The 26,479-nt window shown below is 44.0% G+C and carries 20 protein-coding genes and 1 other annotated feature; of the genes, 3 read left to right on the top strand and 17 right to left on the bottom strand.

Going from position 1 to position 26,479, the window contains the following annotated elements; translation table 11 throughout:
• Positions 1 to 22: 22 nt before the first annotated feature.
• Genes CQS04_RS00890 through CQS04_RS00875 form a run of 4 tightly spaced genes read right to left on the bottom strand, consistent with a single transcriptional unit; the run spans position 23 to position 5,353 of the window.
• On the bottom strand, positions 23 to 1,228 hold the full coding sequence (locus CQS04_RS00890) for a type II secretion system F family protein (RefSeq protein WP_100352344.1): 1,206 nt from the start codon (positions 1,226 to 1,228) through the stop codon (positions 23 to 25).
• Positions 1,228 to 2,268, bottom strand: coding sequence for a type IV pilus twitching motility protein PilT (locus CQS04_RS00885; RefSeq protein WP_100352973.1), 1,041 nt, complete (start codon positions 2,266 to 2,268; stop codon positions 1,228 to 1,230). The genes CQS04_RS00890 and CQS04_RS00885 overlap by 1 nt, the downstream gene beginning before the upstream one ends.
• Positions 2,269 to 2,281: 13 nt before the next feature.
• Positions 2,282 to 3,946 (bottom strand): GspE/PulE family protein, encoded by a 1,665-nt coding sequence (locus CQS04_RS00880; protein WP_100352343.1) that lies wholly within the window; start codon positions 3,944 to 3,946, stop codon positions 2,282 to 2,284.
• 18 nt (positions 3,947 to 3,964) lie between these two features.
• Positions 3,965 to 5,353: a VanW family protein gene (locus tag CQS04_RS00875; protein WP_100352342.1), complete on the bottom strand. Its 1,389-nt coding sequence runs from the start codon at positions 5,351 to 5,353 to the stop codon at positions 3,965 to 3,967.
• Between the two features lie 219 nt (positions 5,354 to 5,572).
• Between CQS04_RS00875 and CQS04_RS00870 the strand changes: the two genes are divergently transcribed.
• The 3 genes from CQS04_RS00870 (at position 5,573) to CQS04_RS00860 (ending at position 7,819) form a co-directional block, all read left to right on the top strand.
• Positions 5,573 to 6,043 (top strand): PulJ/GspJ family protein, encoded by a 471-nt coding sequence (locus CQS04_RS00870; RefSeq protein WP_100352341.1) that lies wholly within the window; start codon positions 5,573 to 5,575, stop codon positions 6,041 to 6,043.
• Positions 6,040 to 6,552: a PulJ/GspJ family protein gene (locus CQS04_RS00865; RefSeq protein WP_100352340.1), complete on the top strand. Its 513-nt coding sequence runs from the start codon at positions 6,040 to 6,042 to the stop codon at positions 6,550 to 6,552. Before CQS04_RS00870 ends, CQS04_RS00865 begins: the two co-directional genes overlap by 4 nt.
• 148 nt (positions 6,553 to 6,700) lie before the next feature.
• Complete coding sequence (locus CQS04_RS00860; RefSeq protein ID WP_100352339.1) at positions 6,701 to 7,819, top strand: hypothetical protein; 1,119 nt, start codon at positions 6,701 to 6,703, stop codon at positions 7,817 to 7,819.
• A gap of 32 nt (positions 7,820 to 7,851) precedes the next feature.
• Here CQS04_RS00860 and CQS04_RS00855 read toward each other — a convergent pair whose 3' ends face one another.
• From CQS04_RS00855 to clpX, 13 genes are all read right to left on the bottom strand, one after another.
• On the bottom strand, positions 7,852 to 9,555 hold the full coding sequence (locus CQS04_RS00855) for a sensor domain-containing diguanylate cyclase (RefSeq protein WP_100352338.1): 1,704 nt from the start codon (positions 9,553 to 9,555) through the stop codon (positions 7,852 to 7,854).
• A gap of 78 nt (positions 9,556 to 9,633) precedes the next feature.
• A complete protein-coding gene (locus CQS04_RS00850; protein ID WP_165775423.1) occupies positions 9,634 to 10,806 on the bottom strand; it encodes a bifunctional folylpolyglutamate synthase/dihydrofolate synthase in 1,173 nt (390 codons plus the stop codon).
• Between the two features lie 12 nt (positions 10,807 to 10,818).
• Positions 10,819 to 12,105: a bifunctional folylpolyglutamate synthase/dihydrofolate synthase gene (locus CQS04_RS00845; RefSeq protein ID WP_100352336.1), complete on the bottom strand. Its 1,287-nt coding sequence runs from the start codon at positions 12,103 to 12,105 to the stop codon at positions 10,819 to 10,821.
• A gap of 95 nt (positions 12,106 to 12,200) precedes the next feature.
• Positions 12,201 to 14,843: a valine--tRNA ligase gene (locus tag CQS04_RS00840; protein ID WP_100352335.1), complete on the bottom strand. Its 2,643-nt coding sequence runs from the start codon at positions 14,841 to 14,843 to the stop codon at positions 12,201 to 12,203.
• A 65-nt stretch (positions 14,844 to 14,908) separates the two neighbouring features.
• Positions 14,909 to 15,125, bottom strand: a binding site (T-box leader).
• A gap of 282 nt (positions 15,126 to 15,407) precedes the next feature.
• Complete coding sequence (gene hemL / locus CQS04_RS00835) at positions 15,408 to 16,700, bottom strand: glutamate-1-semialdehyde 2,1-aminomutase (protein ID WP_100352334.1); 1,293 nt, start codon at positions 16,698 to 16,700, stop codon at positions 15,408 to 15,410.
• A complete protein-coding gene (gene hemB, locus CQS04_RS00830) occupies positions 16,701 to 17,681 on the bottom strand; it encodes a porphobilinogen synthase (protein ID WP_100352333.1) in 981 nt (326 codons plus the stop codon).
• Positions 17,682 to 17,686: 5 nt separating this feature from the next.
• Positions 17,687 to 18,415: a uroporphyrinogen-III synthase gene (locus CQS04_RS00825; protein WP_165775422.1), complete on the bottom strand. Its 729-nt coding sequence runs from the start codon at positions 18,413 to 18,415 to the stop codon at positions 17,687 to 17,689.
• The gene (gene hemC, locus CQS04_RS00820; RefSeq protein WP_100352331.1) at positions 18,390 to 19,319 is read right to left on the bottom strand and encodes a hydroxymethylbilane synthase; all 930 of its coding nucleotides are present in this window, start codon (positions 19,317 to 19,319) and stop codon (positions 18,390 to 18,392) included. Before hemC ends, CQS04_RS00825 begins: the two co-directional genes overlap by 26 nt.
• A gap of 18 nt (positions 19,320 to 19,337) precedes the next feature.
• A complete protein-coding gene (gene ccsA / locus CQS04_RS00815; RefSeq protein WP_100352330.1) occupies positions 19,338 to 20,165 on the bottom strand; it encodes a cytochrome c biogenesis protein CcsA in 828 nt (275 codons plus the stop codon).
• 93 nt (positions 20,166 to 20,258) lie between these two features.
• Positions 20,259 to 21,623, bottom strand: a complete 1,365-nt coding sequence (gene hemA, locus CQS04_RS00810; protein ID WP_100352329.1) for a glutamyl-tRNA reductase — start codon at positions 21,621 to 21,623, stop codon at positions 20,259 to 20,261.
• Between the two features lie 459 nt (positions 21,624 to 22,082).
• On the bottom strand, positions 22,083 to 22,670 hold the full coding sequence (gene yihA / locus CQS04_RS00805; RefSeq protein ID WP_100352328.1) for a ribosome biogenesis GTP-binding protein YihA/YsxC: 588 nt from the start codon (positions 22,668 to 22,670) through the stop codon (positions 22,083 to 22,085).
• The gene (gene lon / locus CQS04_RS00800; RefSeq protein ID WP_174688374.1) at positions 22,660 to 24,990 is read right to left on the bottom strand and encodes an endopeptidase La; all 2,331 of its coding nucleotides are present in this window, start codon (positions 24,988 to 24,990) and stop codon (positions 22,660 to 22,662) included. The genes yihA and lon overlap by 11 nt, the downstream gene beginning before the upstream one ends.
• A 195-nt stretch (positions 24,991 to 25,185) precedes the next feature.
• Entirely contained in the window at positions 25,186 to 26,451 is a 1,266-nt protein-coding gene (gene clpX / locus CQS04_RS00795) for an ATP-dependent protease ATP-binding subunit ClpX (RefSeq protein WP_100352326.1), read from the bottom strand.
• Positions 26,452 to 26,479 lie beyond the last annotated feature (28 nt).

Here is a 26,479-nt window from a genome sequence, read left to right as displayed (position 1 = left end):
TAAAATGAAATTATTTCTATAATTACATTTGTTCGTAAAGACTAAACATAGGAATCATTATAGCCATCACAATACCTCCTACAACAAAAGCCAAAAATAGAATCATTAAAGGTTCTATCAGGGATTTTAATGTATCTACTGTTCTATCCACTTCATCCTCATAGAATACTGCTACTTTTTCTAACATGTAATCAAGAGATCCCGTTTGTTCTCCAATCAAAGTCATTTGCGTAACAAGAGGTGGAAATATCCAGCTAGCCTGTAAAGGAGCAGTTAGAGTGCTACCTTTTTCTAAGCTACGCTTAGCTTCCAATAAAACTTTACCTACCACCGGATTCCCAGATACTTTTTCTACAATTGTTAAAGCTTGTAGTATTGGCACTGAAGAACTAAACAATGATGATAAAGTTCTAGTCACTCTGGCAATCGAGGATTTTTGGACTAACTGTCCAAAAACCGGCATCCTCATGATTGCATAGGTCACTCCAAAATGAAATTTCTCATTATTTTTGTATAGCCACATAAATAAACCAACACCAATAAAAATTACTGGTAAGATAATAAACCAACTTGATTGCAAAAATTCACTTAATGACATGACGAATTTAGTGATAGCAGGGAGTTCTGCACCCATATCATTAAACATAGTCACAAATTGCGGAACAATCGTAAGCATTAAAAATCCAGCAACACCAAAGGTTAAAATTAATAGAATCACAGGATAAGTTAATGTAGATTGTACTTTTTTCTTAATCGCAAATTGCTTTTCCAAGGACATTGCCAATCGATCCAGTGAAGTATCTAAATTCCCTGTTGCCTCACCTGCACGAATCATATTTACAAATACTGCAGGAAACACATTTGGATATTTGGCCGCGGAATCTGAAAACGTTAGTCCAGTACGAACATCTTCTTCCACATTGTTTAATGCTTTTTTTAAAGACTTTGACCTCGTCTGATCCGCCAAAATCCGCGTAGACTCTACGATGGATACTCCGGCCCGAATCAAGGTGGCAAACTGACGTGTGTAGATAACGAAATCTTGGTTCTTTACTTTCTGGCCAATTGACAGCTCTTTGTGCAGAAGAGACTTCGATTCTTCAACTTCACGGGGGTTGATTTTCATATCGCGAAGTTTTTGAATGGCTTGTGCTTTTGTGGAAGCGTCAATCGTTCCTTTTTTGATAGCACCTTCTATGGATCGCCCGTTATATCGATATACAACCATTAGTAATCACCTGCCGGCAAGTATGGCTTGGCATCTTCGTACTTGATGGAACCTTTTGTGATGAGTTCTTGGATGTTGGCTTCTAAAGTGTGCATTCCAAGTGCTCGGCTCGTCTGCATGACGTTTTGGATTTGGTGAACTTTTTCATTTCGGATCAAGTTCGAGATTGCAGGTGTCGAAACTAAAATTTCTGTAGCTGCGACCCTGCCATTTCCGGTTGCGTTGACGAATAATCGTTGTGAGACAATCCCTTGTAAGACGTTCCCAAGTTGGATTCGAATCTGGCCCTGTTGGTACGGTGGGAATACGTCAATGATCCGGTCAATAGTTGTGGGAGCTGAGCTTGTATGCAATGTTCCCATAACCAAGTGACCCGTTTCAGCAGCTGTTATGGCTGTAGAAATCGTCTCCAAATCTCGCATTTCTCCTACTAGAATAACGTCAGGATCTTGACGAAGCGCTGCTCGTAATGCATTCGCAAATGAATGCGAGTCCGCTCCAATCTCTCGTTGATTCACAATAGATTGATTGTGAGGATGTACATATTCGATTGGATCTTCAAGTGTCAAAATATGGCGCGACATCGTGCGGTTGATATGATCAATCATCGCAGCTAGAGTCGTCGATTTCCCTGACCCTGTAGGTCCAGTTACCAATATTAATCCTTGAGGACGTTCCGCTAATTCATATAATACCTTTGGCATGTTGAGCTGCTGTAAAGTTGGAATGGAGTTTGAAATTTGACGAGCAGCTAATGCCATTCGTTTCTGCTGGTGGTAGGCATTGATACGGAAACGACATTTGTCTCCGAGCGCAAATCCAAAGTCCGTCTCGCCCTTTTCCATGAACTCTTGCTGCTTGTCAGCTGGTAGAATCTCATTGACCATTTGTTTGGTCATCTCCTCCGTTAATTCAACATCTCCACCTGGAATCAACTTCCCGTGTTTTCGAAACATCGGTGGGACACCCACTGTAATATGCAAATCGGAGATTTTCTCTTCATAGCTGCGATCTAATAAGTCTAAAATTGAATATGCCAGTGGTTCCACCTCCTTAATCAAGTGTAGCAACGCGGAAGACTTCTTCTGTAGTCGTCACTCCTTGAGCCACTTTCTCTAAACCATCTTGTAATAACGACTTCATGTTAGCTTGTTTCATATACCGCATAATATCTCGTTGCGTACGTCCATCGATAATCATTGAACGAACTTCATCATCGACTTCTAACACTTCATGAACGGCCAGACGTCCTCTATATCCAGTGTTGTTACACGCTGGACAGCCAACACCACGTGAAATTTCGTGGATCTCGACACCATTCTCGGCAAATAGTTCTTTTTCGCGACTAGTCGCTACTTCCTTCACTGCACAATCACGACAAACTCGGCGTACAAGACGCTGAGATATAACCCCTACCAACGAAGAAGCAATCAAGAATTGTTCAATTCCCATGTCTCTGAGACGAGAAACAGATTCAACTGCAGAGTTCGTGTGCAGTGTACTTAAAACTAAGTGACCTGTAAGTGAGGCTCGAACTGCGATCTGTGCTGTCTCGAGATCTCGAATCTCCCCAATCATCACGATGTCTGGATCTTGACGAAGAATGGAACGCAGACCAGCCGCAAACGTCAGTCCAACTTCTTCTTTAACTTGAATTTGATTAATACCTTCTAATTGGTACTCTACCGGATCTTCTACTGTGATGATGTTCACTTCATCTTCATTTAACCGGTTCAGACCAGCATATAGAGTTGATGATTTACCAGAACCCGTAGGTCCTGTGATGAGCACAATTCCATTTGGTCGTTTCAACATTTTCTTAAAGGCTTTTAAGTTACTATCACTAAAACCAAGTTTCGAAATATCGTTGATAGCATTCGTCAAATCAAGTACCCGCATTACGACTTTTTCACCATAAATAGTAGGTAGAGTAGAAACACGAATATCGACTGGCTTCATATTGATATTTTGTTTGATACGGCCATCTTGTGGAATTCGGTGTTCCGTAATATTTAAGTTTGCAAGAATCTTGATACGCGCCAAGATTACATTCTGAATGTATTTAGGTAATGCACGTTCTAAGTGAAGCACCCCGTCAATGCGGTATCGAACACGGAAATCAGTCTCTTGTGGATCAAAATGAATATCCGATGCACGTTGTGTTACTGCGTTACTGATCAATTGGTTTACGAGATTTACGATTGGAGAATCAAGATCGGTAATCTGTGTTTCATCATCCATGTTGTCCGGGATAATGTCTTGCAACGACATATCCATTGTCTCTTTTAGGTCGTAAAACTTGGTGAGCATACGCAGCAAATCGTATTTTGCAGCAATAGCAGGTTCAACTTGAAGCCCTGTTGCCATACGCACTTCTTCGATTGCAAAGTAATCCATTGGATCGGCCATTGCAAGAAGAAGTTTGTTGCGTTCTCGTTTAATAGGAAGAACAAGAAGACGCTTCGCAATATCTTTAGGGACGAGTGTCGTCAATTCCGGATCAATTGGATACTGTGTCAAGTTGATATTCGGAATTCCAAGCTGCATTTCAAGCATTTCGTTCAACTGCTGCTCTGTGATCAGGTTTTCACGAATGAAGTAATCCCCTAATTTTTCAGCAGGCGCCTTATTTGCAAGGCCGAACTCTAGCTGTTCTTGAGAAATCATTCCCGCTTCAACCAACATATCTCCAATACGTTTTTTTGTATTCAATCTCATGACGCCACTCCCCTTTCTTTAATTGATTTTATTTCCGCCTTTGTCGTAATCATCCTGTTCATCAGAATCGGTGTCGTCTCCGGTCCCGTTACTGGAACCGTCGCCAGAACCATTTCCTGTTCCGGATCCGTCACCGGTGCCTGAACCGCTTCCAGTTCCAGAGCCAGTCCCAGTTCCTGAGCCTGTACCAGAATCCGAACCATTGTCGGTGCCAGTTCCGCCAGTTGTTCCACCTGAAGTGCCACCAGTTGTTCCGTCGGTCGTTCCACCAGTCGCAGGTGGCGTTGGTGGTTCTTTCGCGCTGACCTCGAAGACTTCATTTACAGGAGGATAATAATCTCGTGCTACGATTTCTTGTGTTTCAAATGAACCCGAATCCGATGTGATAGTTCGATAAGTTACTACTCGCCATCCACTGCGTCCAGTCTCTACTTGGCGTTCACGTCCATACGCCAAATCTGCAACCAATCGTTCGATTCGTTTCGGTTCAATTTCTTCTCGAGACCCCACTTCATAACTAGTGGTAGAATCCGGGTTTAGAGTTAAGAACTCTATTAAGAAAGTACCAGCTGAATTCGAAGCCTGAATGATTACCGGTGTGTCAAACGTATTCTTGAACTTTAAGTCCCGATTTAACTTTGCGCTAACCATAGCTTCAAGACCAAGTGTTGTATAGCTCGGAACCACTCCTTGAGAATGACGCTCAACAAGATCGAATTCAGTTTGAAGTACTGTAATATACAACATGGAAGCGACAAAATTCGCAGTTTGTTCAGAGATAGGTGTTGCTCCCTGTTCTAAAGTTTCATTTAATGAAAAAATCTCTTGTGAAGGAAGAGATTTTTGATTCAATAGTTCAACGACAGTATTCAGTTCCGCTGCTGGTAATCCTGTTTGGACGTTCACAAAACCAACACGTTCCATATCTGCTGTCGTCACTGAGCTACCTACTAATTCAATAGGCTCTGTGCTCAGAACACTCGCTTTTAACTTTAATTCTTCAATAGAGGAATTCATATCATAGGCTGTATCTGCATCGATTGCAGCAACGAGGCGATTACTCAGCGTGACTACTAATGGTTGGTGCACCTCTTGGTTTCTTTTCCAAAATGCGTACCATGGAACATCTGCCTTATCGAGAAATTGCTCAACCGATTGATTAACATCAAATTGGAAGTCTTCTGCAGTCACTTGCAGATTTGGAGCTGAATTTTGTAGTCCTGCAACAGCTTGCTCTGTCCAAGCCGTAATTTCATTCGAAATCCATGGAGTTAATTCCGATTCATCTAAGCTAGGCACTGTCTTTCCTCCGAGAGTATGCGAATGTTCATCAGCTAAGACAATTGGTGATGAAAAAATAACTAGTAGTAGTGCAATAGATAGTATGTATGGTAAATATTTTGGCAAATCGACCCACCCCTCTCGCTTAGAAATTTCATACTTTTATATAGGCCTAACATCATATATACAACTTCTTCATCACTATTGTATCGTAATAGTTGTAACTGTGAATACAACTTTTTACCTTAATTTTGAAATATATTCGACAAATATTTCCTTAGTTTCATTCTTTTGAACGCTCTGTTATGATGAAAGTATAAAGCGAACACTCTGGAGGTGCAATAGGTGATTAGAAATTTTCTGAATTCGAGAGGCTTTACCTTAGTAGAGGTTTTGGCTTCGGTCGTACTTCTTGCAGTAGTTCTTTCTATATCCTTGAGCATTTTTCCAAATATGTTTCGAACAAATGACGTGAATCAGGAGAGTTTGGATGCTGTAGCTGTGGCCAAGGATGTTTTGGTAAATGTTAAAAACAATTCTACCGGTAGCTATATTCCAAAAAATCAATTCAAAATAGCTGTTGCAGGTGATCCTGCTCCTGTAGGAGATTACTTCTATAAAATTGAAACTAACAGTACGAGCCCAAGCTACCCGGGATATAGTATTCTGATAGTTATAGATGATGTAGAAGAAAAAGCAAAACCTACTGATACTACAGGTTTAAATTTATATAAAACTACTATACAAGTGTTTGAAGGTCAGAATGTTAGAGCAACTACTTATGGTTATGTGACTAGAGGTGACTATTTACCATGAAGAATTTAGATCAGCGTGGTGTAACTTTAGTGGAACTTTTAGCAGCCATAGTTATTGTGGGTTTTCTTACAATATTAATCTGGAGGATATTTTTCCAAACCATTGATTACAATAGTTATGCTGTTACTGAACAGACACTCCAACAAGAAGCAAACGTTATTCTAGCTTCTATGCAATCGATTCATACTCAAGATACGATACAACATATTAAATTAAGCAATTCTGGCAAACAACTAGATATCTATGTAAAAGATACAGCGAATCCCACTGATGGGAAACTAGCACAGAGTTTTACCAGATCCGGAATTACGTATCAACTCTATAGTACAAAGCCCACTCTTTCTAACAATATCTATTCTGGGACCACTGTTTCTAGTATTTCTTCAGGCACACCACAGAACAATCGCATAACCCTTCCAGTGAATTTAGTTCTGAGTTCTAGCTATAAGGAAGGAAAATCTAATAGCTTTCTACTTTCTACAACTTTATCTAGATTAACTACTGATTAGCTGAAACTTGTGTTTAGCTTTTTTAGGTCTTTTTACTAAAGATTTCATATACAACATTTAATCTTAAAGTACTATACATTGATTATACCTTTATACCTAATCACTTGTTATAATAAAGGTATATTATTCCATGAACGGAGGCACTTTTATGAAAAGATATTTTAGACAAGAAGGCTATACGTTGCTACTAACGTTAGTTATTGTCGTATTGTTGTTTCTTGTCACAGCCACGTTTACAGTTGCCTCTATGAATCAAACAAAACAAATCAGTTCGACAGATACCACAATAGTGGCAACTTCCCTTGCTGAGATGGGTGTTGAATTTGCTGAGAGCTCTATTTCAAATGAATATTTAATTCAAAAAGAACAAGCAATCAACAAAAAAAATGGGAAATCTAATAAAACTTTAACCGCTCAAGAACTTCAAACCATTAATTCTACTCTTGTAACAAAAATTGAATCTCTCGAGGGTCAAACACTTCCATTGAAAAAAGATGGACAAACAATTATTTCTAAATACACACTTACTGATATTTCAAAATCTGAAACTAACGATCTCTATACATTTACTTTTTTAATCGATGGTTATGATAAAGGAAAATCAAAACGAATCACCGCAAAATTTGAAGTTGATAAAATTACAAATAGTAATGCTGTAAGCCAAAGTTTAGTAACTTCTAGCTTTAAAGAGTTGCTCGAGAAATATCCCACTAAATTTTATACAGTTAATGAGCCCAATACAGGAAATCATGCCAATTTAAGCTTTACGGATAAAATTACTTACTTTAAATCCCCAACAACTACAGTTGGCCAACAATTTAAAGGAGATGGTTTAAACAACACTTACTATTTTTCTGAGGGATCTGTAATTTTTGATAAACACATCGTTTTTACTAACATATATTTTGAAGCCGCAAAACTTACAATAACATCAAATTCTGAATCGAAAGCTGAAATATCAGGTTCAACAATTATTGTCTCTGATGCCTTAATTGAAATTGGTAATAATGACAAACAGAATAAAAAAAGTATGCCGTTAGTGAACAAATCAAAGTTATGTATTTCCTCACCAAACCCAAACAACCTTTCAATCACTAAAAACAATTTAGAAATTGATAGTACTAGCTTTGTTATTATAAAAGCAACAAATGAATCAACTAGCGGGAGATATAAATATTTGAATGAAGCAAATTTTATTAAAGAATGCAAGTTGACAACCCCAATTACTGAGAATACAGTAGATCCACTAGTAGAAGTAAAATATTAAAAAAACGCGACCAAACCAGGGTCGCGTTTTTTCTATTTCATATATTCCGCCACTTTATTTCGCCCCGCCTGCTTCGCACCAATGTATAGAGCTCGGTCCGCGTTACGTAACATCGTGATGGTTTCGTCTGTATCTTCTGGAGCCGTTGAGACTCCGATGGAAACGGTAATGTAGATGATTTCGTCTTGGCGATTTTTCGTTAAGTCTGAATCAATCAAGAATGGCGTCAACTGGACTTCTTCACGAATCTTCTCCCCTAGCTCAGCTGCTTCTTGTTTTGAGAGCTGGGGCAGTAACATCACAAACTCTTCTCCCCCATAGCGAGCAAGAGTTCCGTCTTCTGGGACGTGTTTCTTCACAAGCTGCGCGAAATCTTTTAAGACGATATTTCCTGCATGGTGACCATAGCGATCATTGATTTTTTTGAAATGGTCAATGTCTAGCATCAGTAGTGAAAGCATCAAATGTGGATTAGAATCCAGTCTCTGCTGTTCCATCTCCAATTTCTTATCCAAGTATCGATAATTGTAAAGTCCAGTCAATGCACAAGTTTCACTCTTTTCTACTGCTGCATGTACGTATCGTGCTTTTTCTAGTGACACAGCAAAATATGTAGAAAGCAAGTGTACGATATCCATCTGGAATTTTTCAAACGCATATTTTTTTCGGGCAGAAAGGACGACCATCCCTTCTGTCTTTTTGTTTCGAGAGATGGGGACAATCAAGAGACTGTTCATATCTTTCCCTAAGAAGTCTGGCGCTTCATTCATCCATTCGGATGCTTTACCGAAGCACTGCTTTTCTGATCGGACGAAGTAACTATGAATGAAGGACTCCTGTATGGAATCAGAATCTACTTTAATCGTCACTTCCTCTTTGTCTTCAATGGCTCGAAGGACGACGTACTTACCTTTAATATTATCGATAATATAAATGGCATCTAACGGAAATAGTTCGGATACGCGTCGCATGAACATATTGATAATTTGATTTGAGCTTAGACGGTCCGCCATCTCGTGACCAAATGCGCTGGCTTTTGCGAGTGCGATGTTCGCTCGCTCAGCCGTGTTGTACATACGCATCACATACGTGATCAGTAAAAACGGAATACCCAGTAAACAAAAAGCGATCCACCCAATTTCATTTTGAAGAATATAAAGAGAGATCGCAAAAGGTAATGTTATAAGTCCGCCTGTATAATCCCAAGCCGCGTCTCGTGAGAAAAAGCGTTCATTTATACCTAAGATGGCGTCACGGGCATACAGAATAATATGGTTAGAGACTAAACTGACAACTATAAATACACTGGCGCCTAAAATAATCATCGTGATATCTTCGCTGCCAAGTGTGTATCCTACAGCGTGAGCCGCTGCGGCGGATAGGAGCGAGACGAGTACAAACATCCAAGAGCTGTATAGGATTCTGTACTTTAAATCTGATAAGAAGCGAACACGGAAAACCATGGGCAAGATAGAGATTTGAACGAGAAGCATCTCAATACCAGCTCCGTATTCTAAAAAGGCTGCAACGGTCACCCATTGCGAGAGGAAAATCGTTGTGTTCCCAATATGGAATGGGATGGCTGTGGTAGCTACGGCCAAGATCAGCATCAAGGCGACAATGCTAAGATCAATTGGTTGACTTGGAAACAAAAAGAACAGGACTGCCATCAGTGGAAGTCCGGTAAAGATATAAAGCAGTACAATAGTTTGTTTGGTACGCTTGCTGAAATCCACTTTGGCCCTCCCGTCTTGAATTTACAGTTGTCTGACAAATCAAATTATAGCACTCCTTAAAGCAAAAACGATAAGGTATTAAATCCTGTTTTTGAATCGCCATTCACTTAAGAAATAAAGAGAACCCGTTACAAAAGTCTTGAATTTTTCATTTTTCAGTGTATTTATATCTAGATTCTGAACATCAGTAACAGAAAACTCATTTATATGGCAAAGTTCGACTAGTCTAATCGGCTCAAGAGCACGTTCGTGTGAAAATTCGACAAATGTCATGCAGTCCGCAATCTCCTCAAATAGCCGCAATACGCCCTCAAAATCTTTATCTTTTAAAATCCCGAGTACGATATGAATTGGTTGTCCAGGGAATTCTGTTCGAATCGTCTCAACAAGACTTCTTGCACTGGCTCCATTATGAGCTCCATCCATATAGACATTGTCTGCAATCTTCTCCATTCGAAACGGAATATAGGCTTGTTTTAGTCCAAGCTCTACTTTCTTTGGATCCAAATCGAACAGAGATTCAAGAGCGTGCACTGCTAAGGTTGCGTTCATTCGTTGATGCTCACCTAGCAAGGACAACTTCACCTGTGAACCAAATGGTTCTAAACTATGCAGCGTTGCCTGGACTTCGTTTACTTGCTGCTCAATAGGAGGCAAATAAATGGTGCTTGGAACGAATACATTAGAATGAGATTTAATGATACCTGCTTTGTGATAGCCAATTGAATCGAGAGTCGTCCCTAAAAAGTTCGTGTGATCGAGTGACAGACTGGTGATGACCGCAACACTTTTTGGGATGACGTTTGTGCTATCAAAACGTCCCCCCATCCCCGTCTCGATGATCCACACTTCCGGAGCTTTATGCTGAAAATGTACAAAAGCACAGATTGTCAGCAGTTCAAAATCTGTGAGTTCTTTCGCTTCTGGCACCTGTGCAATTTTCGTCATGACCGCATCTAATTCTTCAGAAGTAATGGCTTGTCCGTCGACGACAATCTGGTCATGGACATCGACTATCGCTGGCGATTGGAACGCTCCGTATGAAATCGAATGGGCTTCGCACAATGCTTTCATAAAAGCAATAGTCGAGCCTTTACCATTTGTACCTGCAACATGAACCACCTTAGAAAAACGCTCAGGGTGCCCGAGTTTATCGAGCACCCTTTCCATGCGTTCGAGACCCGGTTCAATGACCGAGCGGCTGGTGATCCCGTGACGCTCTTTATAAGAAGCAAAACCTGGAATCTGCATAGCCATGTCTCCTTACTTTGTAGTCTGTAGTAAAAATTCGCGGACTTCACTCATAAAGTAGAGAGAACCCGTGATGACGAGGACATCATTTGCTTGATGAGTCGTCTTAAACGTCTCGATAACTGCTTTCCAGTCATCCACTGCAGATTTCTCTACATGTGACGAATAGTCGAGCAGCTTATCTTTTGGTGTCGCTCCTGCGTGATGGAAACTTGTGAACGTGATCGTCGAAGCGACCTGATCGACCATGGAAACGCTCGATGCGTTGTCTTTTTCTTCAAGAGCTGCGTATAAGAAATGATAGTTGTATTCCGGGTACACAGCAGTCAATGTCTGAAGGAGCATCGTCATGCCTTCTGGGTTATGTGCGCCGTCGATCACGATGTGTTCACCGAACTTCTCGAATCGCCCAGCCCATTTCGCTTTCTTGAGGCCTGAGTAAATCGCTTCGTCTGAAATGTCGAACGTTGATTTTAACGTGCGAACTGCTGTGACTGCAAGACCCGCGTTTTCCGCTTGGTGAATGCCAAACATAGACAGCTCGATACCTTCTAAGCGTTCTTCTCCAATCTCCAAGTCAAATACTTGGTAACCGTTCTCTAAACGCACATTTGAGACTTTCACATCGTCTTCTAACTGTTGAAGTGGTGCGTTCTTTTCTTTTGCTGTGTCCCGGATGACTTGCTGCGCCTCTGAGTTTTTGACGCTTGAAACAACAGGAACACCTGTTTTGATAATACCAGCTTTTTCAGAAGCGATTTCTTGGATCGTCTCGCCTAAAACGTCCATGTGGTCATACGAGACTGTCGTGATGACGGAAACAAGTGGTGTGATGACGTTCGTCGAATCACGGAGTCCTCCGATTCCCGTCTCAATCAAAGCAACGTCCACTTGTTGTTTTGCGAAGTATATGTACGCAACGATTGTGATGATACCAAAGAACGTCGGGTATTTGCCGTCGTATTTCGTCTCTACGATCTCAAGCACTTTGTTCAAGTATTCGAGTAACTCGTCATCTGGAATCTGGATATCGTTGATTCGAATGCGCTCATTGACGCGGTGAATATGAGGGGAAGTGAACACACCGACTGACAGGTTCGCATCTTTCAAGATAGAATCGACTGCATTTAATGTAGAACCTTTACCGTTCGAGCCAGCAAAGTGAATCGATTTAAAATTATGATGAGGATTGCCTAGATCTGCTAAAATGTCTTCAATCATTTCTAATGGTGTGCGTTTGTAAACACTTGTGCGAATTGAAAATACGAAATCTAAGCATTCTTGTAGGTTAGTGTACATGGGTATTCTCCTCTAAATGGAATGAATTCTTCGACTTGCGAAACTACAGATTCAGTATATCAAAAAGAGAAGGCAAATGCCCTCTCTTTTGAATGTTACAAATTCTTTAATTCGTCTAAACGTTTGATGACTGTATCGCGTTTTTCTAAGTAATCAGCTTCTTTTGCACGTTCTTCTGCAACTACTGCTTCTGGAGCTTTAGAAACGAAGCGCTCATTAGACAACTTGCCTTGAACGAGCTTCACTTCTTTCTCCCATTTCGCAAGCTCTTTCTCTAGTCGCGCAAGCTCAGCGTCGATGTCGATCAAGCCTTGAAGTGGTAAGAACAATTCCGCTCCCGTCACAACTGCAGACATCGCTTTTTCAGGAGCATCGATACGAAGACCGATTTCTAGTGTTTCTGGGTTACAGAACTTCTCGATGTAAGCGGCGTTCGATTCTAATGTCTTCAGTGCTTTGTCGTCTTTGGCAGATAAGATGAGCGGCACTTTCTTGCTCATAGGCGTTTGTACTTCCGCACGAATAGTACGAACAGATCGGATGATCTCCGATAACAGCTTCATTTCTTCTGCTTGCTCCGGGAAGTGCAAGTCTTCACGAACTGTCGGCCAAGCTGCTGTCACGATAGACTCGCCTTGGTGCGGCAGGTTCTGCCAGATCTCTTCTGTGATAAACGGCATGAACGGATGCAACAAGCGCATCGTGTTATCCAGAACATACGCAAGAACCGAACGCGTCATGTGCTTCGCTGCTTCATCTTCCCCGTACAATGGAAGCTTCGCCATCTCGATGTACCAGTCACACAGGTCATCCCAAATGAAGTTGTAAAGGGCACGGCCAACTTCCCCGAACTCGTAACGATCTGAAAGACGAGTTACCGTTTCAATCGTTTCGTTCAAGCGAGTCAGGATCCACGCGTCTGCTACAGATTTTTCTCCAGTCAAATCAATCTCTTCGTACTTCATGCCGTCCATGTTCATGAGCGCAAAACGAGAGGCATTCCAAATCTTGTTGGCGAAGTTCCACACCGCTTCTACTTTTTCAGTCGAATAGCGAAGGTCTTGTCCTGGTGAAGAACCCGTCGATAGGAAGTAACGCAACGAGTCGGCTCCGTATTCAGAGATGACATCCATTGGGTCCACACCATTACCAAGAGATTTCGACATCTTGCGGCCTTCTGCATCTCGAACGAGACCGTGAATCAATACGTCTTCGAATGGACGCTGTCCTGTGAACTCAACACCTTGGAAGATCATGCGAGACACCCAGAACGCAATGATGTCATACCCTGTAACAAGCGTGTTCGTCGGATAGTATTTTTTGTACTCTTCGTTGTCAGCGTCTGGCCACCCCATCGTCGAGAACGGCCACAGTGCAGAAGAGAACCATGTATCGAGCACGTCTTCTTCTTGACGCCAGTTGTCGATATCTTCTGGAGCATCGTGTCCTACGAACACTTCGCCCGTCTCTTTATGGTACCAAGCCGGAATGCGATGTCCCCACCATAACTGACGAGAAATACACCAGTCATGCAAGTTTTCCATCCAGCGCATATACGTGTTCTCGAAACGGTCCGGAACAAAGTTCACTTTATTTTCCGTGTCTTGAATCGCCATCGCTTGTTCCGCTAGTGGCTTCATGCGAACGAACCATTGAGTCGATAGATACGGTTCTACTACTGCACCGCTGCGCTCTGAGTGACCCACAGAGTGAACATGCGTCTCGATGTTGAACAGAACATCCATCTCTTGGAGGTCTTTTACAATCTGCTTGCGACACTCGAAACGGTCCATCCCTTCGTACTTGCCAGCATTGCCATTCATCGAACCGTCTTCGTTCATTACTAGGACGCGCTCCAGGTTGTGGCGATTGCCGATTTCGAAGTCGTTCGGATCGTGTGCTGGTGTGATTTTCACGGCACCACTACCAAACTCCATATCTACGTAATCGTCTGCAACGATTGGAATCTCGCGACCTACGATAGGTAGTGTTACGGTCTTACCAATCAAGTGCTTGTAGCGCTCGTCTTCTGGGTGAACCGCTACAGCCGTATCTCCAAGCATTGTTTCAGGACGAGTTGTTGCTACGTCGATGGAGCCGGTACCGTCTGTCAATGGGTAATGCATGTGGTAGAAAGCGCCTTCGATTTCTTTATGGATAACTTCGATATCTGATAGAGCAGTTTTCGTCGCTGGATCCCAGTTGATGATGTACTCGCCTCGGTAGATCAAGTCTTTCTCATAAAGCTTCACGAATACTTCGCGTACTGCTTGAGAAAGACCTTCATCTAGTGTGAAACGTTCACGTGAGTAGTCTAGACCTAATCCAAGCTTCGCCCACTGCGAACGGATATGCCCCGCATACTCGTCTTTCCATTTCCATGTTTCTTCTAGAAATGCTTCACGGCCTAGGTCGTAGCGTGTCTTGCCTTCCGAACGAAGCTTTTCTTCAACTTTTGCTTGTGTTGCAATCCCTGCATGGTCCATTCCTGGTAACCATAGCGCGTCGTATCCTTGCATACGCTTCATGCGAATGATGATGTCTTGCAAAGTCGTGTCCCACGCGTGACCGAGGTGTAGTTTTCCTGTTACGTTCGGTGGGGGGATAACGATTGTGTAGGGCTCTTTGTCGCTTTCTGGATGCGCTTCAAAATACTTTCCTTCTAACCACCACTCGTAGCGGCCTTTTTCGATCGATTGCGGATCATACTTCGTTGGCATTTCGATTTCTTTTGTCATGGTCGTCACTCCTTTTGATTTTGTGAATGGAAGCGGCGGTGCATACAAAAACCCCCGTCCTTAGAAAAAAGGACGAGGGTATGATCGCGGTACCACCTTTAATTCATGCCAAAATAAGCATGCACTTCATTCACTAACGGCTCTTCACCGGCTGCTACTACTCTTCCTTCATAACAGCTGCTCCCGGGCTACCTTCAACTCTCGTGACCGAAGACCTTTCACCAGATGGCCTTCTCTCTATAGATCAGAGGAGTGTCTACTCTTCCCGTTCTTTGCATTTCTTGTATGTGTTCTTATTGTAAGCAATCGTTCCTCTGTCGTCAAGCCGCTATGAGAGGAGGTGATTTCCATGAAGAAACGCTACAACCCTTATTTTTTGCCTGAATGGTTACGAAAACCGAGGTTTTACTGCAAAGCTATCTGTATCCCTATTACGTGTTTTCAGCGAAGATCTTGCTGTGGTCCGAGGAAAGCTCTTTGAAGTCCGGGGAACTCCATACGAAGTCCTTGTAAAGGGAACTATAGAAAAAGCCTGTCTCCTCTGAAGGAAACAGGCTTTGGTAGTTATCCGCGCAGTTGGCGGAATGCTTCACGGAAGGCTGCAATCGTTTGATCGATATGCTCTTCTGTGTGCGCTGTAGATAAGAACAGTCCTTCAAACTGAGATGGTGGCAAGTAGACGCCTTGCTCAGCCATCAGACGGTAGACGTCTGCAAACAGTTGAAGATCGGATGTTTTTGCTTGGTCGTAGTTTGTGACTTCTTCGTTTGTGAAGAAGAAACCAATCATTGATCCCGCACGGTTCACCGTGTGGGGAATGTCAAATTCCGTTGCAACTTTGCGGAAGCCTTCTTCTAGACGGTCGCCAAGTTTTTGGAAGTACTTGTAGCTGTCTTCCGTCAGTTGGGATAGTGTTGCATACCCAGCTGCCATCGCAAGTGGGTTACCTGAAAGTGTGCCCGCTTGGTAAACTGATCCGGCTGGTGCAATTTGCTCCATGATGTCACGGCGTCCACCGAACGCACCTACAGGAAGACCGCCTCCGATCACTTTACCAAGACAAGTTAAATCAGGCTTCACGTTGTAATAACCTTGTGCACAGCCATAATCGACACGGAAACCAGTCATGACCTCATCAAAGATCAGGAGCGCTCCGTGTTGTTCTGTGATCTCACGTAAACCTTCTAAGAAACCAGGCTGTGGTGGGACAACGCCCATGTTCCCTGCAACGGGCTCTGTGATAATTGCTGCGATATCGTCACCAAAGTGACGGAATGCTTCTTTCACTGCCTCTAAGTCGTTGAATGGAACCGTCAGCGTATTTTTCGCAACAGATTCTGGAACGCCAGGTGAGTCTGGAAGTCCAAGTGTCGCCACACCAGAACCAGCTTTGATCAGCAAGCTGTCTCCGTGACCGTGGTAACTTCCTTCGAACTTCAAGATCTTGTTGCGGCCAGTGAAGCCACGAGCAAGACGAAGTGCAGACATCGTTGCCTCTGTACCAGACGATACCATACGAATCATCTCGATTGATGGAACACGCTCGATAACAAGCTTCGCCATTTCGTTCTCGACAAGAGTGGAAGCCCCAAAGCTTGAACCAAGTGTTGCCACACGTTGGATTTCAGAAACGACCTTCTCGTTTGTATGACCTAAGATCAGTGGGCCCCAAGAGAGGACATAGTCGATATAATCGTTACCGTCGATGTCTGTGACAATCGCGCCGTGCCCTTTTTCCATAAAGATCGGATCCATGTTGACCGATTTAAAAGCACGAACAGGACTGTTGACGCCGCCTGGCATCAAGTCTTTTGCTTCTTCAAATGCGTGCTGAGATTTTGTATAGGTTTTTGCCATTTACTTCTCCTCCAGCCATTTTGCTACGTCTTTTGCGTGGTACGTCAAGATTAAGTCGGCACCCGCGCGTTTCATGCTTGTCATCGTCTCCATTACGACTGATTTCTCGTCCACCCAGCCGTTGATTGCTGCCGCTTTGACCATCGCGTATTCGCCACTTACGTTGTAGGCAACGATTGGAAGATCATGCGCATTGCGAACGTCACGAATGATGTCGAGATAACTTAGAGCTGGTTTCACAATCAAGAAATCTGCGCCTTCTTCGACGTCAGATTGCGCTTCGCGAAGAGCTTCCAATCGGTTCGAATAGTCCATCTGATACGTCTTGCGGTCTCCGAATTTTGGAGCGCCGTCTGCTGCTTCACGGAACGGTCCGTAATAGCCAGAAGCGTACTTCACAGCGTAAGACATGATTGGAATATCTGTGTAACCTGCGTCGTCTAGCGCTTTACGGATCACTGCGACGAACCCGTCCATCATGTTTGAAGGTGCGATGATATCTGCTCCTGCTTCTGCTTGACTCACAGCTGTCTTCGCAAGCAAGTTCAGCGATTCGTCATTGACGATTCGTTCAGACTCGTCGACAACACCACAGTGGCCATGACTTGTGTATTCACATAAACATGTATCTGCAATCACTAGTAGCTGTGGATGAAGCTCTTTCACAAAGCGAGTCGCTTCTTGGATGATGCCGTGGTTGTGATAAGCACCAGTACCCATTTCGTCTTTTTCAGCAGGTAAACCAAATAAGATGATGGATTGAATCCCAAGTTCTACGATTTCATCTAGTTCTTCTGCTAAGCGGTCCAGTGAAAATTGGAACACACCTGGCATCGAGCTGACTTCTGTCTTGCGGTTCTCTCCTTCCGCTACAAATAGCGGGTAGATCAAGTCTTCTTTATGAAGATACGTTTCTTTAACTAGCGCGCGCATTGCAGCAGATGTGCGAAGGCGGCGGTGGCGTTTGAAAGTCGGTTGCATCCGAGTCACTCCTCTAAATGAATTCGTTGTTCGAGCAACGCGTCAAGTGTATAGACGCTTGGCATGACGTGTACGGGAAACCCGTGACCGGTCATCGCTCGTTTTGTAATATGTCCAATCGCACAGTAGATCACATTGGTTTGTACGGTCCCATCTGCTGCTACATAAGCATTTACTGCCGAAGGGCTCGCAAACACCAGTGTTACTTGCGGATAGCGATGGATCAAATCGGTAATCGTCTCTACATGTTCAGGAAACGTGACGGTATCGTAAATACATACGGCCGGCACATCACTGTCTAGACCTTCTTCGATTGTCGGCTTCGCCAAGTTTCCTTTTAGAAAAGCTACGGTCTCGTTCGCATGAGGTGCCGCATTCCATTCCTTTACGAACACGTCCGCACTAAACGTCGAAGGCATGAACGATGCCTCGTAGCCGTAGCTGTGAATTGCTTTTTCTGTTTTCGACCCTACTACTGCGATTTTCTGAGTAGTTGGTTTCGAAACTTGCGAGAAATAAGCATGTACAGCCGTCTGACTCGTAAAGACGAGCCAGTCGCACGATTCGATTTTTTCTATGTCCGCCACACTTAGTTTACGAGCATTCGTGCCAATCAGCGGGGCATGAACGGGTTCGAACCCAGCCTGCTCTACACGTTGTAAAAAGCTCCGGTCATGGAGCTGAGATGTTAAAATGAAGGGTTCTCTCTTAGACATCGCTCTGTTCTTTGACACGTTGGATCAAGTCGTACGCGCCTTCTTTTGTCAGCTTCTCTGCGATGGCTTTACCTAAAGCATCCGCATCCGTTCCTGACTGTGTCTCTTTGTAAACTACTGAAGCGTCGGGTGCTGCAACGAGTCCAGTCATAGTGATTGTGTCCCCGTCTACCGTTGCGTGACCCGCAATCGGCACTTGGCATCCTCCGTCCATCGCATGTAAGAATGCGCGCTCCGCTTCTACAGCTTTCCATGTCGTATCGTCTGTCAACTTGCCAAGAGCGTCTAACAGTTCCTGATCGTCTTCACGGCATTCGATAGCAAGAGCCCCTTGTCCTACTGCCGGAATGCAGACATCTGCTTCTAGATATTCAGTTACCGTGTTATCGCTCCAGCCAAGACGTTTCAATCCAGCTGCTGCTAGGATGATGGCATCGTACTCTCCAGCATGAAGCTTCTCAAGACGTGTATCCACGTTCCCGCGAATCCATTTGATTTCAAGATCCGGACGTTGAAGCAACAGCTGCGCACTGCGGCGAAGGCTACTCGTTCCAACAACAGCTCCTTTTGGAAGGTCTGCAAGTTTCACATGGTCGTTTGAGATAAACGCATCGCGCTCATCCACACGCGGTGGAATGCAGCCGATGACAAGCCCTGGTGGCATCGCTGACGGCATGTCTTTCATACTGTGAACGGCGAAGTCGATTTCTTTATCGTAAAGAGCTTGCTCGATTTCTTTAACGAATAGCCCTTTTCCGCCGACTTTAGAAAGTGTCACATCTAGGATTCGGTCCCCTTTCGTGACGATTTCTTTAATTTCAAATTCGAACGGTGCCCCACTTTGTTTCATCTGGTCAATGAACCAGTTCGTTTGCCATAGGGCCAGTTTGCTGCGGCGTGAGCCGACGATAATTTTGCGCATATCTCTCAACCTTTCTGTTTACCATAAATGAAATTCGGAAAACGAGCTTCCGAGGAAGAAATTGATCAGTACTACTAAAAATGCATAGACGTGAATCCATGCGTAATTCGTTCCTACAACGCGAGGTCGTTCTCGGATGATAAAGACAAACAGATAAACGACCAATAGTAAGAACGACGTGACGATTTTTGAGTCGAGCCAGTTAAAGCCGTCAATGGCGATATAACCCCATTCCAAGCCTAACAATAAGCTGACAAATAATAAAGGAATACCTGCGATGATCGAGTACGTCATCATCGACTCTGCCTGGGATAACGAAGGCAAGCGAGCAAACTGCGAGTTCCACTTCTTCTGCTTCAACATGCGGTGCAGTACCAAGTAAAGTACAGAGAACACAAACGATACAGAAAACGCAACATAGGCGAGTATCGCGAATGTGATGTGGATGATCAACAGCTCACTGATCAGCGAGTCCGATACCGCTCCCCCAGTGTCTCGTCCCGCTCCAAATGTGTGGATGACCAAGAAGACAAATCCGATGGACATCACAAGGAGGGCCGGGATGTCCAGCTTCCAGATGACTTGTAAGCCTATAGTGACAGCGAGTAACAACCAGGCATAAAAATAAAAGCCTTCTTCTAATGATAAAATCGGGAAACGGTTGTCACCTATCAACAAGTACAGGAGCAGTAACGTCTGCACACCCCATCCTGTAAGTAATAACCCAGTACCGATACGATTCATTCGTCTATTTTTTTTCAAGAAGTCGATCACATAAAAGACCAGACTAACAGCAATCAAGATTACGATGATTTCCTGTAGCCGGAGCATCCATAACTCATTCATTGAAATCATCCTCTACTCAAAATCAAACAAAAAAGACATTTCTCTATCATCTATTATGCCACAAATAGATTGGAGAAACGTCTTTTTCAGTCCTTAAAACGAGTATTCGCCACGGAGTGCCGGAGCTTCTTCAGAAGCCGTGGACTTTGCCAGTTTCGCTTTCTGCTGAGCCAGTTGGACCTCACCTTGGACCTCGTCTTCAATGCCGAAGATTTGTTGGAACAAGGCAAGTTGCTTGGCAGCCTCTGGACTTGTAGAAAGTTCTTTTGCCTGAAGGATAGGCTCCTTCAACAATTGATTGATAATGGATTTTGTATGCTTGTTTAAGATTTTGCGCTCGCGATCCGTAAGTTCCGGCATCTTGTTTTCAATCGATGCCATCGTCTCTTGCTGAATCGAGCTCGCTTTTTTGCGAAGTGCTGAAATCACTGGAACCACACCAAGTGTTGCAATCCAGTCATTAAATGTAGCAACTTCGGTTTCAATCATGTCTTCAATCTTCGCTGCAGCGCGTTTGCGCTCTGCTAAGTTCGCTTCCACGATGCCTTGAAGGTCATCGATGTCATACAAGAACACGTTCGGTAGATCGCCAATCTTCGGATCCAAATCACGAGGTACTGCGATATCGACCATGAACAGCGGCTTCCCTTTACGTAACTTGTCCACAAACTCCATCAATTCGAAGTCGATGACATACGTCGAAGATCCTGTCGAGCTGATCAAGATGTCTGCTTCAAGAAGCGTACATTGCAGCTCATCAAGTGGCTTTGCTTTGCCATCGAACTTCGCTGCTAACAGTTCCGCTTTTTCAAACGTACGATTGATGACCGTCACTTTGCCAGCACCAGATCCGTGAAGGTTCTGAATCGCAAGTTCGCCCATCTTCCCTGCTCCAAGGATGACGATGTGCTTGTTTTTCAGGGAACCAAAGATTTTCTTTCCAAGTTCTACAGCTGCGTACGAGACCGATACAGCATTTTCACCGATTGCTGTCTCTGCATGCGCACGCTTCGCAAATGTCACGGCTTGTTTGAACAGTTGGTTGAATACGGTTCCTGTTGTCCCGTGCTGTTGGCCGGATAAGAAACTCTTCTTCACTTGACCAAGGATTTGCGTCTCACCAAGGACCATCGAGTCGATCCCAGCAGACACTTTGAACAAGTGCTTCTTCGCATCGTCTTCTTCTTTAATAAAGACGTAGCGACCCAACTCGTCAATGCTGAGGTCAAACCAAGCAGCCAAGAATTGTTTGATATAGTATTTGCCTGTGTGCAACTGATCAACGGTCGCATACACTTCCGTCCGGTTGCACGTCGAGACAATGACGTTCTCCAATATGCTTTTTTGTTGTTGCAACGCTTCCATTGCATTCGGAAGTTCCGCCTCAATAAAAGACAGCTTCTCACGAATCTCAACTGGAGCTGTTCGGTAATTGACACCGACCACGAGTGTGTTCATTGCGTCATATCTCCTTTATACGTTCCATTTCACTAGTCCTAGTATAGCATAACTCTAGGACAGCGCACTTCGACATTTGTGAACAGTATATGAAAGAAACGTGCCGTTCACGTTCTAGTTTAGAATGATTCTAAATATAGTGTACCAAATTGCGTTCACGCTTACAACGATAGGGGTTTATTCAGATTATTCCCTAAATTACTTAGGCGAAACGAGAGTTTTTGCGTGGGGCTGAGCGAGCGTTCTTCGACATGGCGGGGGATTTGTTGTGCAAGCGAGGGGATTTGTTCTTCATCGGCGAAGGTTTCTTCTCCATGCCAATGATTTCTTCTACATCGAGCGAGGATTCTTCTGCAACAAGTTGGATTTCTTCTGCATCAAGCCGTGTTTATTCAACAACGCACCCTTTCTCTTTCGAACAAAAAAGACCTGCTGATTGCTCAGCAGGTCTAAAGCATTTTAGTTTTCAATTGCTTTGTAAATCTCAGCCCAAGCTTCGTCATGCCCCTTGCCTGTTTCCGATGAAAACAGAACGAGTGGATCTGCCGGGTCCATATCAAGCGTCTCTTTCACGACTTTCTTGTGTTTCTCCCATTTCCCTTTTGGAATCTTGTCGGACTTCGTCGCGACGATGATACAGGGGATGGAATAGTGCTTCAAGAAATCGTACATCATAATGTCATCGTTTGTTGGTGGGTGACGCAGGTCTACAATCAATACGACCGACTTCAACGATTCACGAGAAGTGAAGTACGTCTCGATCATCTTACCCCAAGCAGCACGCTCCGTCTTTGAAACTTTTGCGTAGCCGTATCCTGGAACGTCGACGAACACAAGTTTTTCTTCGATTTTATAGAAGTTCAGTGTTTGCGTCTTCCCTGGTTTTGATGAGATGCGGGCCATGCTCTTTCGACCAATCATGCGATTGATGAAAGAGGATTTCCCTACATTTGAACGACCTGCGAGTGCGATTTCTGATAGTCCCGTTTCCGGGTACTGCTCAGGACGCACGGCGCTAATCAATAATTCTACGTTATTAATTTGCATAGTTTGCCTCCTCCAGTGCGATGGCCAATACTTCCTCCACCTGTGAAACTGGATGGAAAGTCAATTCTTCACGAATGCTGTCCGGAATGTCGTCCATGTCCGGAACATTGTCTTTTGGCAAGATAATCGTATCGATGCCGGCACGATGTGCACTTAATGTTTTTTCTTTTAATCCACCAATCGGCAATACGCGACCACGCAGCGTCACTTCGCCTGTCATTCCTACTTCTCGTTTAACAGGGCGACCTGTGAGCGCCGACACTAATGCGGTCGTGATTGTAATTCCAGCGGACGGTCCGTCTTTTGGAACGGCTCCTTCTGGAACGTGGATGTGGATATCGTATTTTTCATGGAAATCGGATGCGATGCCGAGTGTTTCTGCATTCGAACGCACATAAGAGAGCGCGGTCTGGGCCGACTCTTTCATGACGTCTCCGAGTTTTCCTGTCAATTGCAGTTTGCCTTTACCAGCAGAAAGCGAGACTTCGATTTGCAGCGTGTCGCCTCCAACGGATGTATAGGCAAGGCCAGTCGCTGTTCCAACTTGGTTGGATTGCTCGGCTTGCCCGTGGCGGAACTTGCGTTTGCCTAGGTAGTCTTCCAGATTGCGTGGTGTGACCGTAACTTTCTTCTTCTCACCTTTGACGATTTGAAGAGCTGCTTTTCGACAAATCCCAGCAATCGTGCGCTCAAGTGAACGCACTCCTGCTTCACGCGTATAATAACGGACAACATCAAGTAACACGTCTCGTTTCATTGCGAGCTTGGATTTCGTTAGTCCGTGCTCCTTCATTTGTTTTGGGAGTAAATGATGCTCGGCGATATCGACTTTTTCCATCTCCGTGTACCCAGCAAGGGAAATGACTTCCATCCGGTCGCGTAGTGGACCTGGAATTGACGACAAATCATTTGCCGTTGCGATGAACAATACATTCGATAAGTTATACGACTCTTCAATATAGTGGTCACTGAATGAATGGTTCTGTTCAGGATCCAACACTTCAAGCATCGCAGACGACGGATCTCCGCGGAAATCATTCGACATCTTATCAATTTCATCTAGTAAGAACACTGGATTGATAGTACCCGCTTTTTTCATACCTTGGATGATGCGGCCAGGCATCGCACCGATGTATGTGCGACGGTGACCACGAATTTCAGATTCATCTCGAACGCCACCTAATGCTACTCGGACGAACTTGCGGTCGAGTGACTCGGCAATCGATTTTGCAAGAGACGTCTTCCCAACTCCGGGAGGTCCCACTAAACAAAGGATTGGCCCGCGAAGTGACTGTGTCAACTGGCGAACAGCCAAGTACTCTAGAATCCGCTCTTTTACTTTTTCAAGACCATCATGATCACGGTCTAAAATTTCTTGAGAACGATGAATGTCCAGTTGGTCTTCTGTCTTGGCAGTCCAAGGAATCGATGTCATCCAGTCCAAATAGTTGCGGATGACGCCGCTCTCTGGAGACTGCGCTGGAATGCGCTCAAAACGGTCAAGTTCTTTTAGAAGGTTCTTTTTTGTAGCTTCTGGGAAGCCGGTCTCTTCAATTTTTTTGCGAAGATCGGACACTTCTCCAGTCTTGCCATCCTTGTCCCCAAGTTCGGTTTGGATAGCTTTCATTTGTTCACGAAGATAGAATTCTTTTTGAGTTTGTTCCATCGCTTTTTTTACGCGGACTTGAATCTTTTTCTCTAGATCCAGAATTTCTTTTTCATTCTCGAGCTTCTGAATTAGATACACCAAGCGCTCTGTGACATCAAACGTTTCGAGCACTTCTTGCTTCGCAGCAATACGAAGTGGCAAGTGAGTCGCAACTGTATCCGCGAGACGACCTGCTTCTGCAATCTCAGCTGCTGCACGAGCGGAGTCTTCCGATACTTGTTTTGACAGCTTGCTGAACTTTAAAAAGCTCTCATTTAACGTGCGCATCAACGCTTCTTGTTCGGAACTTGGTGTTTTCGCTTCCGTAATCGTAGAGACTTCGACTTCATCAAAGGTCTTCCCTACTTCATAGGATTCGAGGACAGCTCGCTCGAGACCTTCGACTTGAACGCGCATTGTGCCATTCGGAAGTTTCATCAGCTGACGGATATGGACCAAGACACCTACATCGTATAAGTCTTCTTGTGACGGGTTGTCCATTTCCATGTCGCGCTGTGCGATCAACACAATTTGTTCATTCTTTTTCATAGCAGCTTGTAAAGCGGCCATGGATTTTTTACGGCCGACATCGATATGTAGCGTCAGCGTCGGAAAAACCAGTAACCCGCGCAGTGGCAGCACTGGGTAACGTGAAGTTTCTTGTGAGGTCATCACATTTCCACCTTTCATGGTCTATGTTGACCAGCTTGTTCATTTAGTATACTCGAAAGCAGGCAAATATCCCTAGAGACATGCATTTTGTTTTATGGATTTTGTTTGCGAACGCCTTCCACATCTAACAATAAAAAAGCCAGCTTCCAGTAAGCTCAAAGTTGAGCTAACGGAAAGCCAGCTGGATGGTCGCTGTTACGCAGACGTCTTCGTGTCGTTGATGAACTCCGTGCCGTCTTCTTTCAGTAATTTCGGCGGTTGGCTGTCTGTTACTGTCTCTTTTGTGATGACACATTCTACGATGTCTTCACGAGAAGGAAGATCAAACATGACGTCTAGCATGATGTTTTCGATGATGGAGCGAAGTCCACGCGCACCTGTTTTACGTTCGATTGCAAGTTTTGCGATCTCAGAAAGTGCGTCTTTTTCGAAGGTTAGCTTGACGCCGTCCAGTTCCATCATTTTCTCGTACTGTTTCACCAAAGCATTTTTAGGTTCCGTTAAAATCTGCACAAGTGCTTCCACATTTAACGTCTCTAAGCTTGCTAAAACTGGCAAACGGCCGATAAATTCCGGAATCAGACCAAATTTCAATAAGTCCTCAGGAATCAGGTTCGCCATTAAGCTAGCAGCTTCTGGGTCTTTTTTGTTTGGATCTGAACCAAATCCGATGACTTTCTCACCCATACGGCGTTTGATGATGGACTCGATGCCGTCAAACGCACCACCGACGATGAACAAGATGTTCGTTGTGTCGATCTGTAAGAATTCTTGATGTGGATGCTTACGTCCACCTTGTGGCGGCACGCTTGCAGTAGTTCCTTCAAGAATTTTTAGTAAGGCTTGTTGGACACCTTCACCCGATACATCACGTGTGATAGATGGATTTTCTGATTTACGTGCTACTTTATCGATCTCATCGATGTAGATGATGCCTTTTTCAGCACGTTCAATATCGTAATCCGCAGATTGGATCAATTTGAGCAAGATGTTTTCTACGTCTTCTCCTACATAACCTGCTTCTGTTAAAGACGTCGCGTCTGCGATGGCAAACGGTACGTTCAGAATGCGAGCTAGTGTTTGAGCAAGAAGCGTTTTCCCGCTTCCTGTTGGTCCAATAAGGACGATATTAGATTTTGATAACTCCACTTCGTCGATGACGCTGTTTGAGTTAATGCGTTTGTAATGATTATAAACGGCTACAGCTAATGCTTTTTTAGCACGCTCTTGACCGATGACGTATTCATCAAGAATCCCTTGGATTTCTCGAGGCTTTGGAACTTCACGGTATTCAACTTCTTCTTCTGTTCCTAGTTCTTCCTCTACAATTTCAGAGCAAAGATCGATACATTCATCACAAATATATACTCCAGGGCCAGCTACAAGTTTGCGAACCTGTTCTTGAGGCTTACCGCAGAACGAACACTTTAGGTTCCCTTTTTCGTCGTTAAATTTGAACACTGTACTCACCCCTATTCAGAGATTTAGT

This window comes from Chryseomicrobium excrementi (assembly GCF_002798305.1).
Taxonomy (GTDB): Bacteria; Bacillota; Bacilli; order Bacillales_A; family Planococcaceae; genus Chryseomicrobium; species Chryseomicrobium excrementi.
Note: the sequence above shows the minus strand (reverse complement) of the source record. Positions and strands in the feature narration are given on the sequence as shown.

What these genes read in the sequence shown, in the direction of transcription:
- ccsA (WP_100352330.1), bottom strand. Translation starts at nt 20,165, where the DNA reads ATGAATGAGTTATGGATGCTCCGGCTACAGGAAATCATCGTAATCTTG.
- CQS04_RS00880 (WP_100352343.1), bottom strand. Translation starts at nt 3,946, where the DNA reads ATGAGATTGAATACAAAAAAACGTATTGGAGATATGTTGGTTGAAGCG.
- yihA (WP_100352328.1), bottom strand. Translation starts at nt 22,670, where the DNA reads ATGCAAATTAATAACGTAGAATTATTGATTAGCGCCGTGCGTCCTGAG.
- hemB (WP_100352333.1), bottom strand. Translation starts at nt 17,681, where the DNA reads ATGCAACCGACTTTCAAACGCCACCGCCGCCTTCGCACATCTGCTGCA.
- CQS04_RS00865 (WP_100352340.1), top strand. Translation starts at nt 6,040, where the DNA reads ATGAAGAATTTAGATCAGCGTGGTGTAACTTTAGTGGAACTTTTAGCA.
- hemA (WP_100352329.1), bottom strand. Translation starts at nt 21,623, where the DNA reads ATGAACACACTCGTGGTCGGTGTCAATTACCGAACAGCTCCAGTTGAG.
- CQS04_RS00890 (WP_100352344.1), bottom strand. Translation starts at nt 1,228, where the DNA reads ATGGTTGTATATCGATATAACGGGCGATCCATAGAAGGTGCTATCAAA.
- hemC (WP_100352331.1), bottom strand. Translation starts at nt 19,319, where the DNA reads ATGCGCAAAATTATCGTCGGCTCACGCCGCAGCAAACTGGCCCTATGG.
- lon (WP_174688374.1), bottom strand. Translation starts at nt 24,990, where the DNA reads ATGACCTCACAAGAAACTTCACGTTACCCAGTGCTGCCACTGCGCGGG.
- CQS04_RS00840 (WP_100352335.1), bottom strand. Translation starts at nt 14,843, where the DNA reads ATGACAAAAGAAATCGAAATGCCAACGAAGTATGATCCGCAATCGATC.
- CQS04_RS00850 (WP_165775423.1), bottom strand. Translation starts at nt 10,806, where the DNA reads ATGCAGATTCCAGGTTTTGCTTCTTATAAAGAGCGTCACGGGATCACC.
- CQS04_RS00860 (WP_100352339.1), top strand. Translation starts at nt 6,701, where the DNA reads ATGAAAAGATATTTTAGACAAGAAGGCTATACGTTGCTACTAACGTTA.
- CQS04_RS00845 (WP_100352336.1), bottom strand. Translation starts at nt 12,105, where the DNA reads ATGTACACTAACCTACAAGAATGCTTAGATTTCGTATTTTCAATTCGC.
- hemL (WP_100352334.1), bottom strand. Translation starts at nt 16,700, where the DNA reads ATGGCAAAAACCTATACAAAATCTCAGCACGCATTTGAAGAAGCAAAA.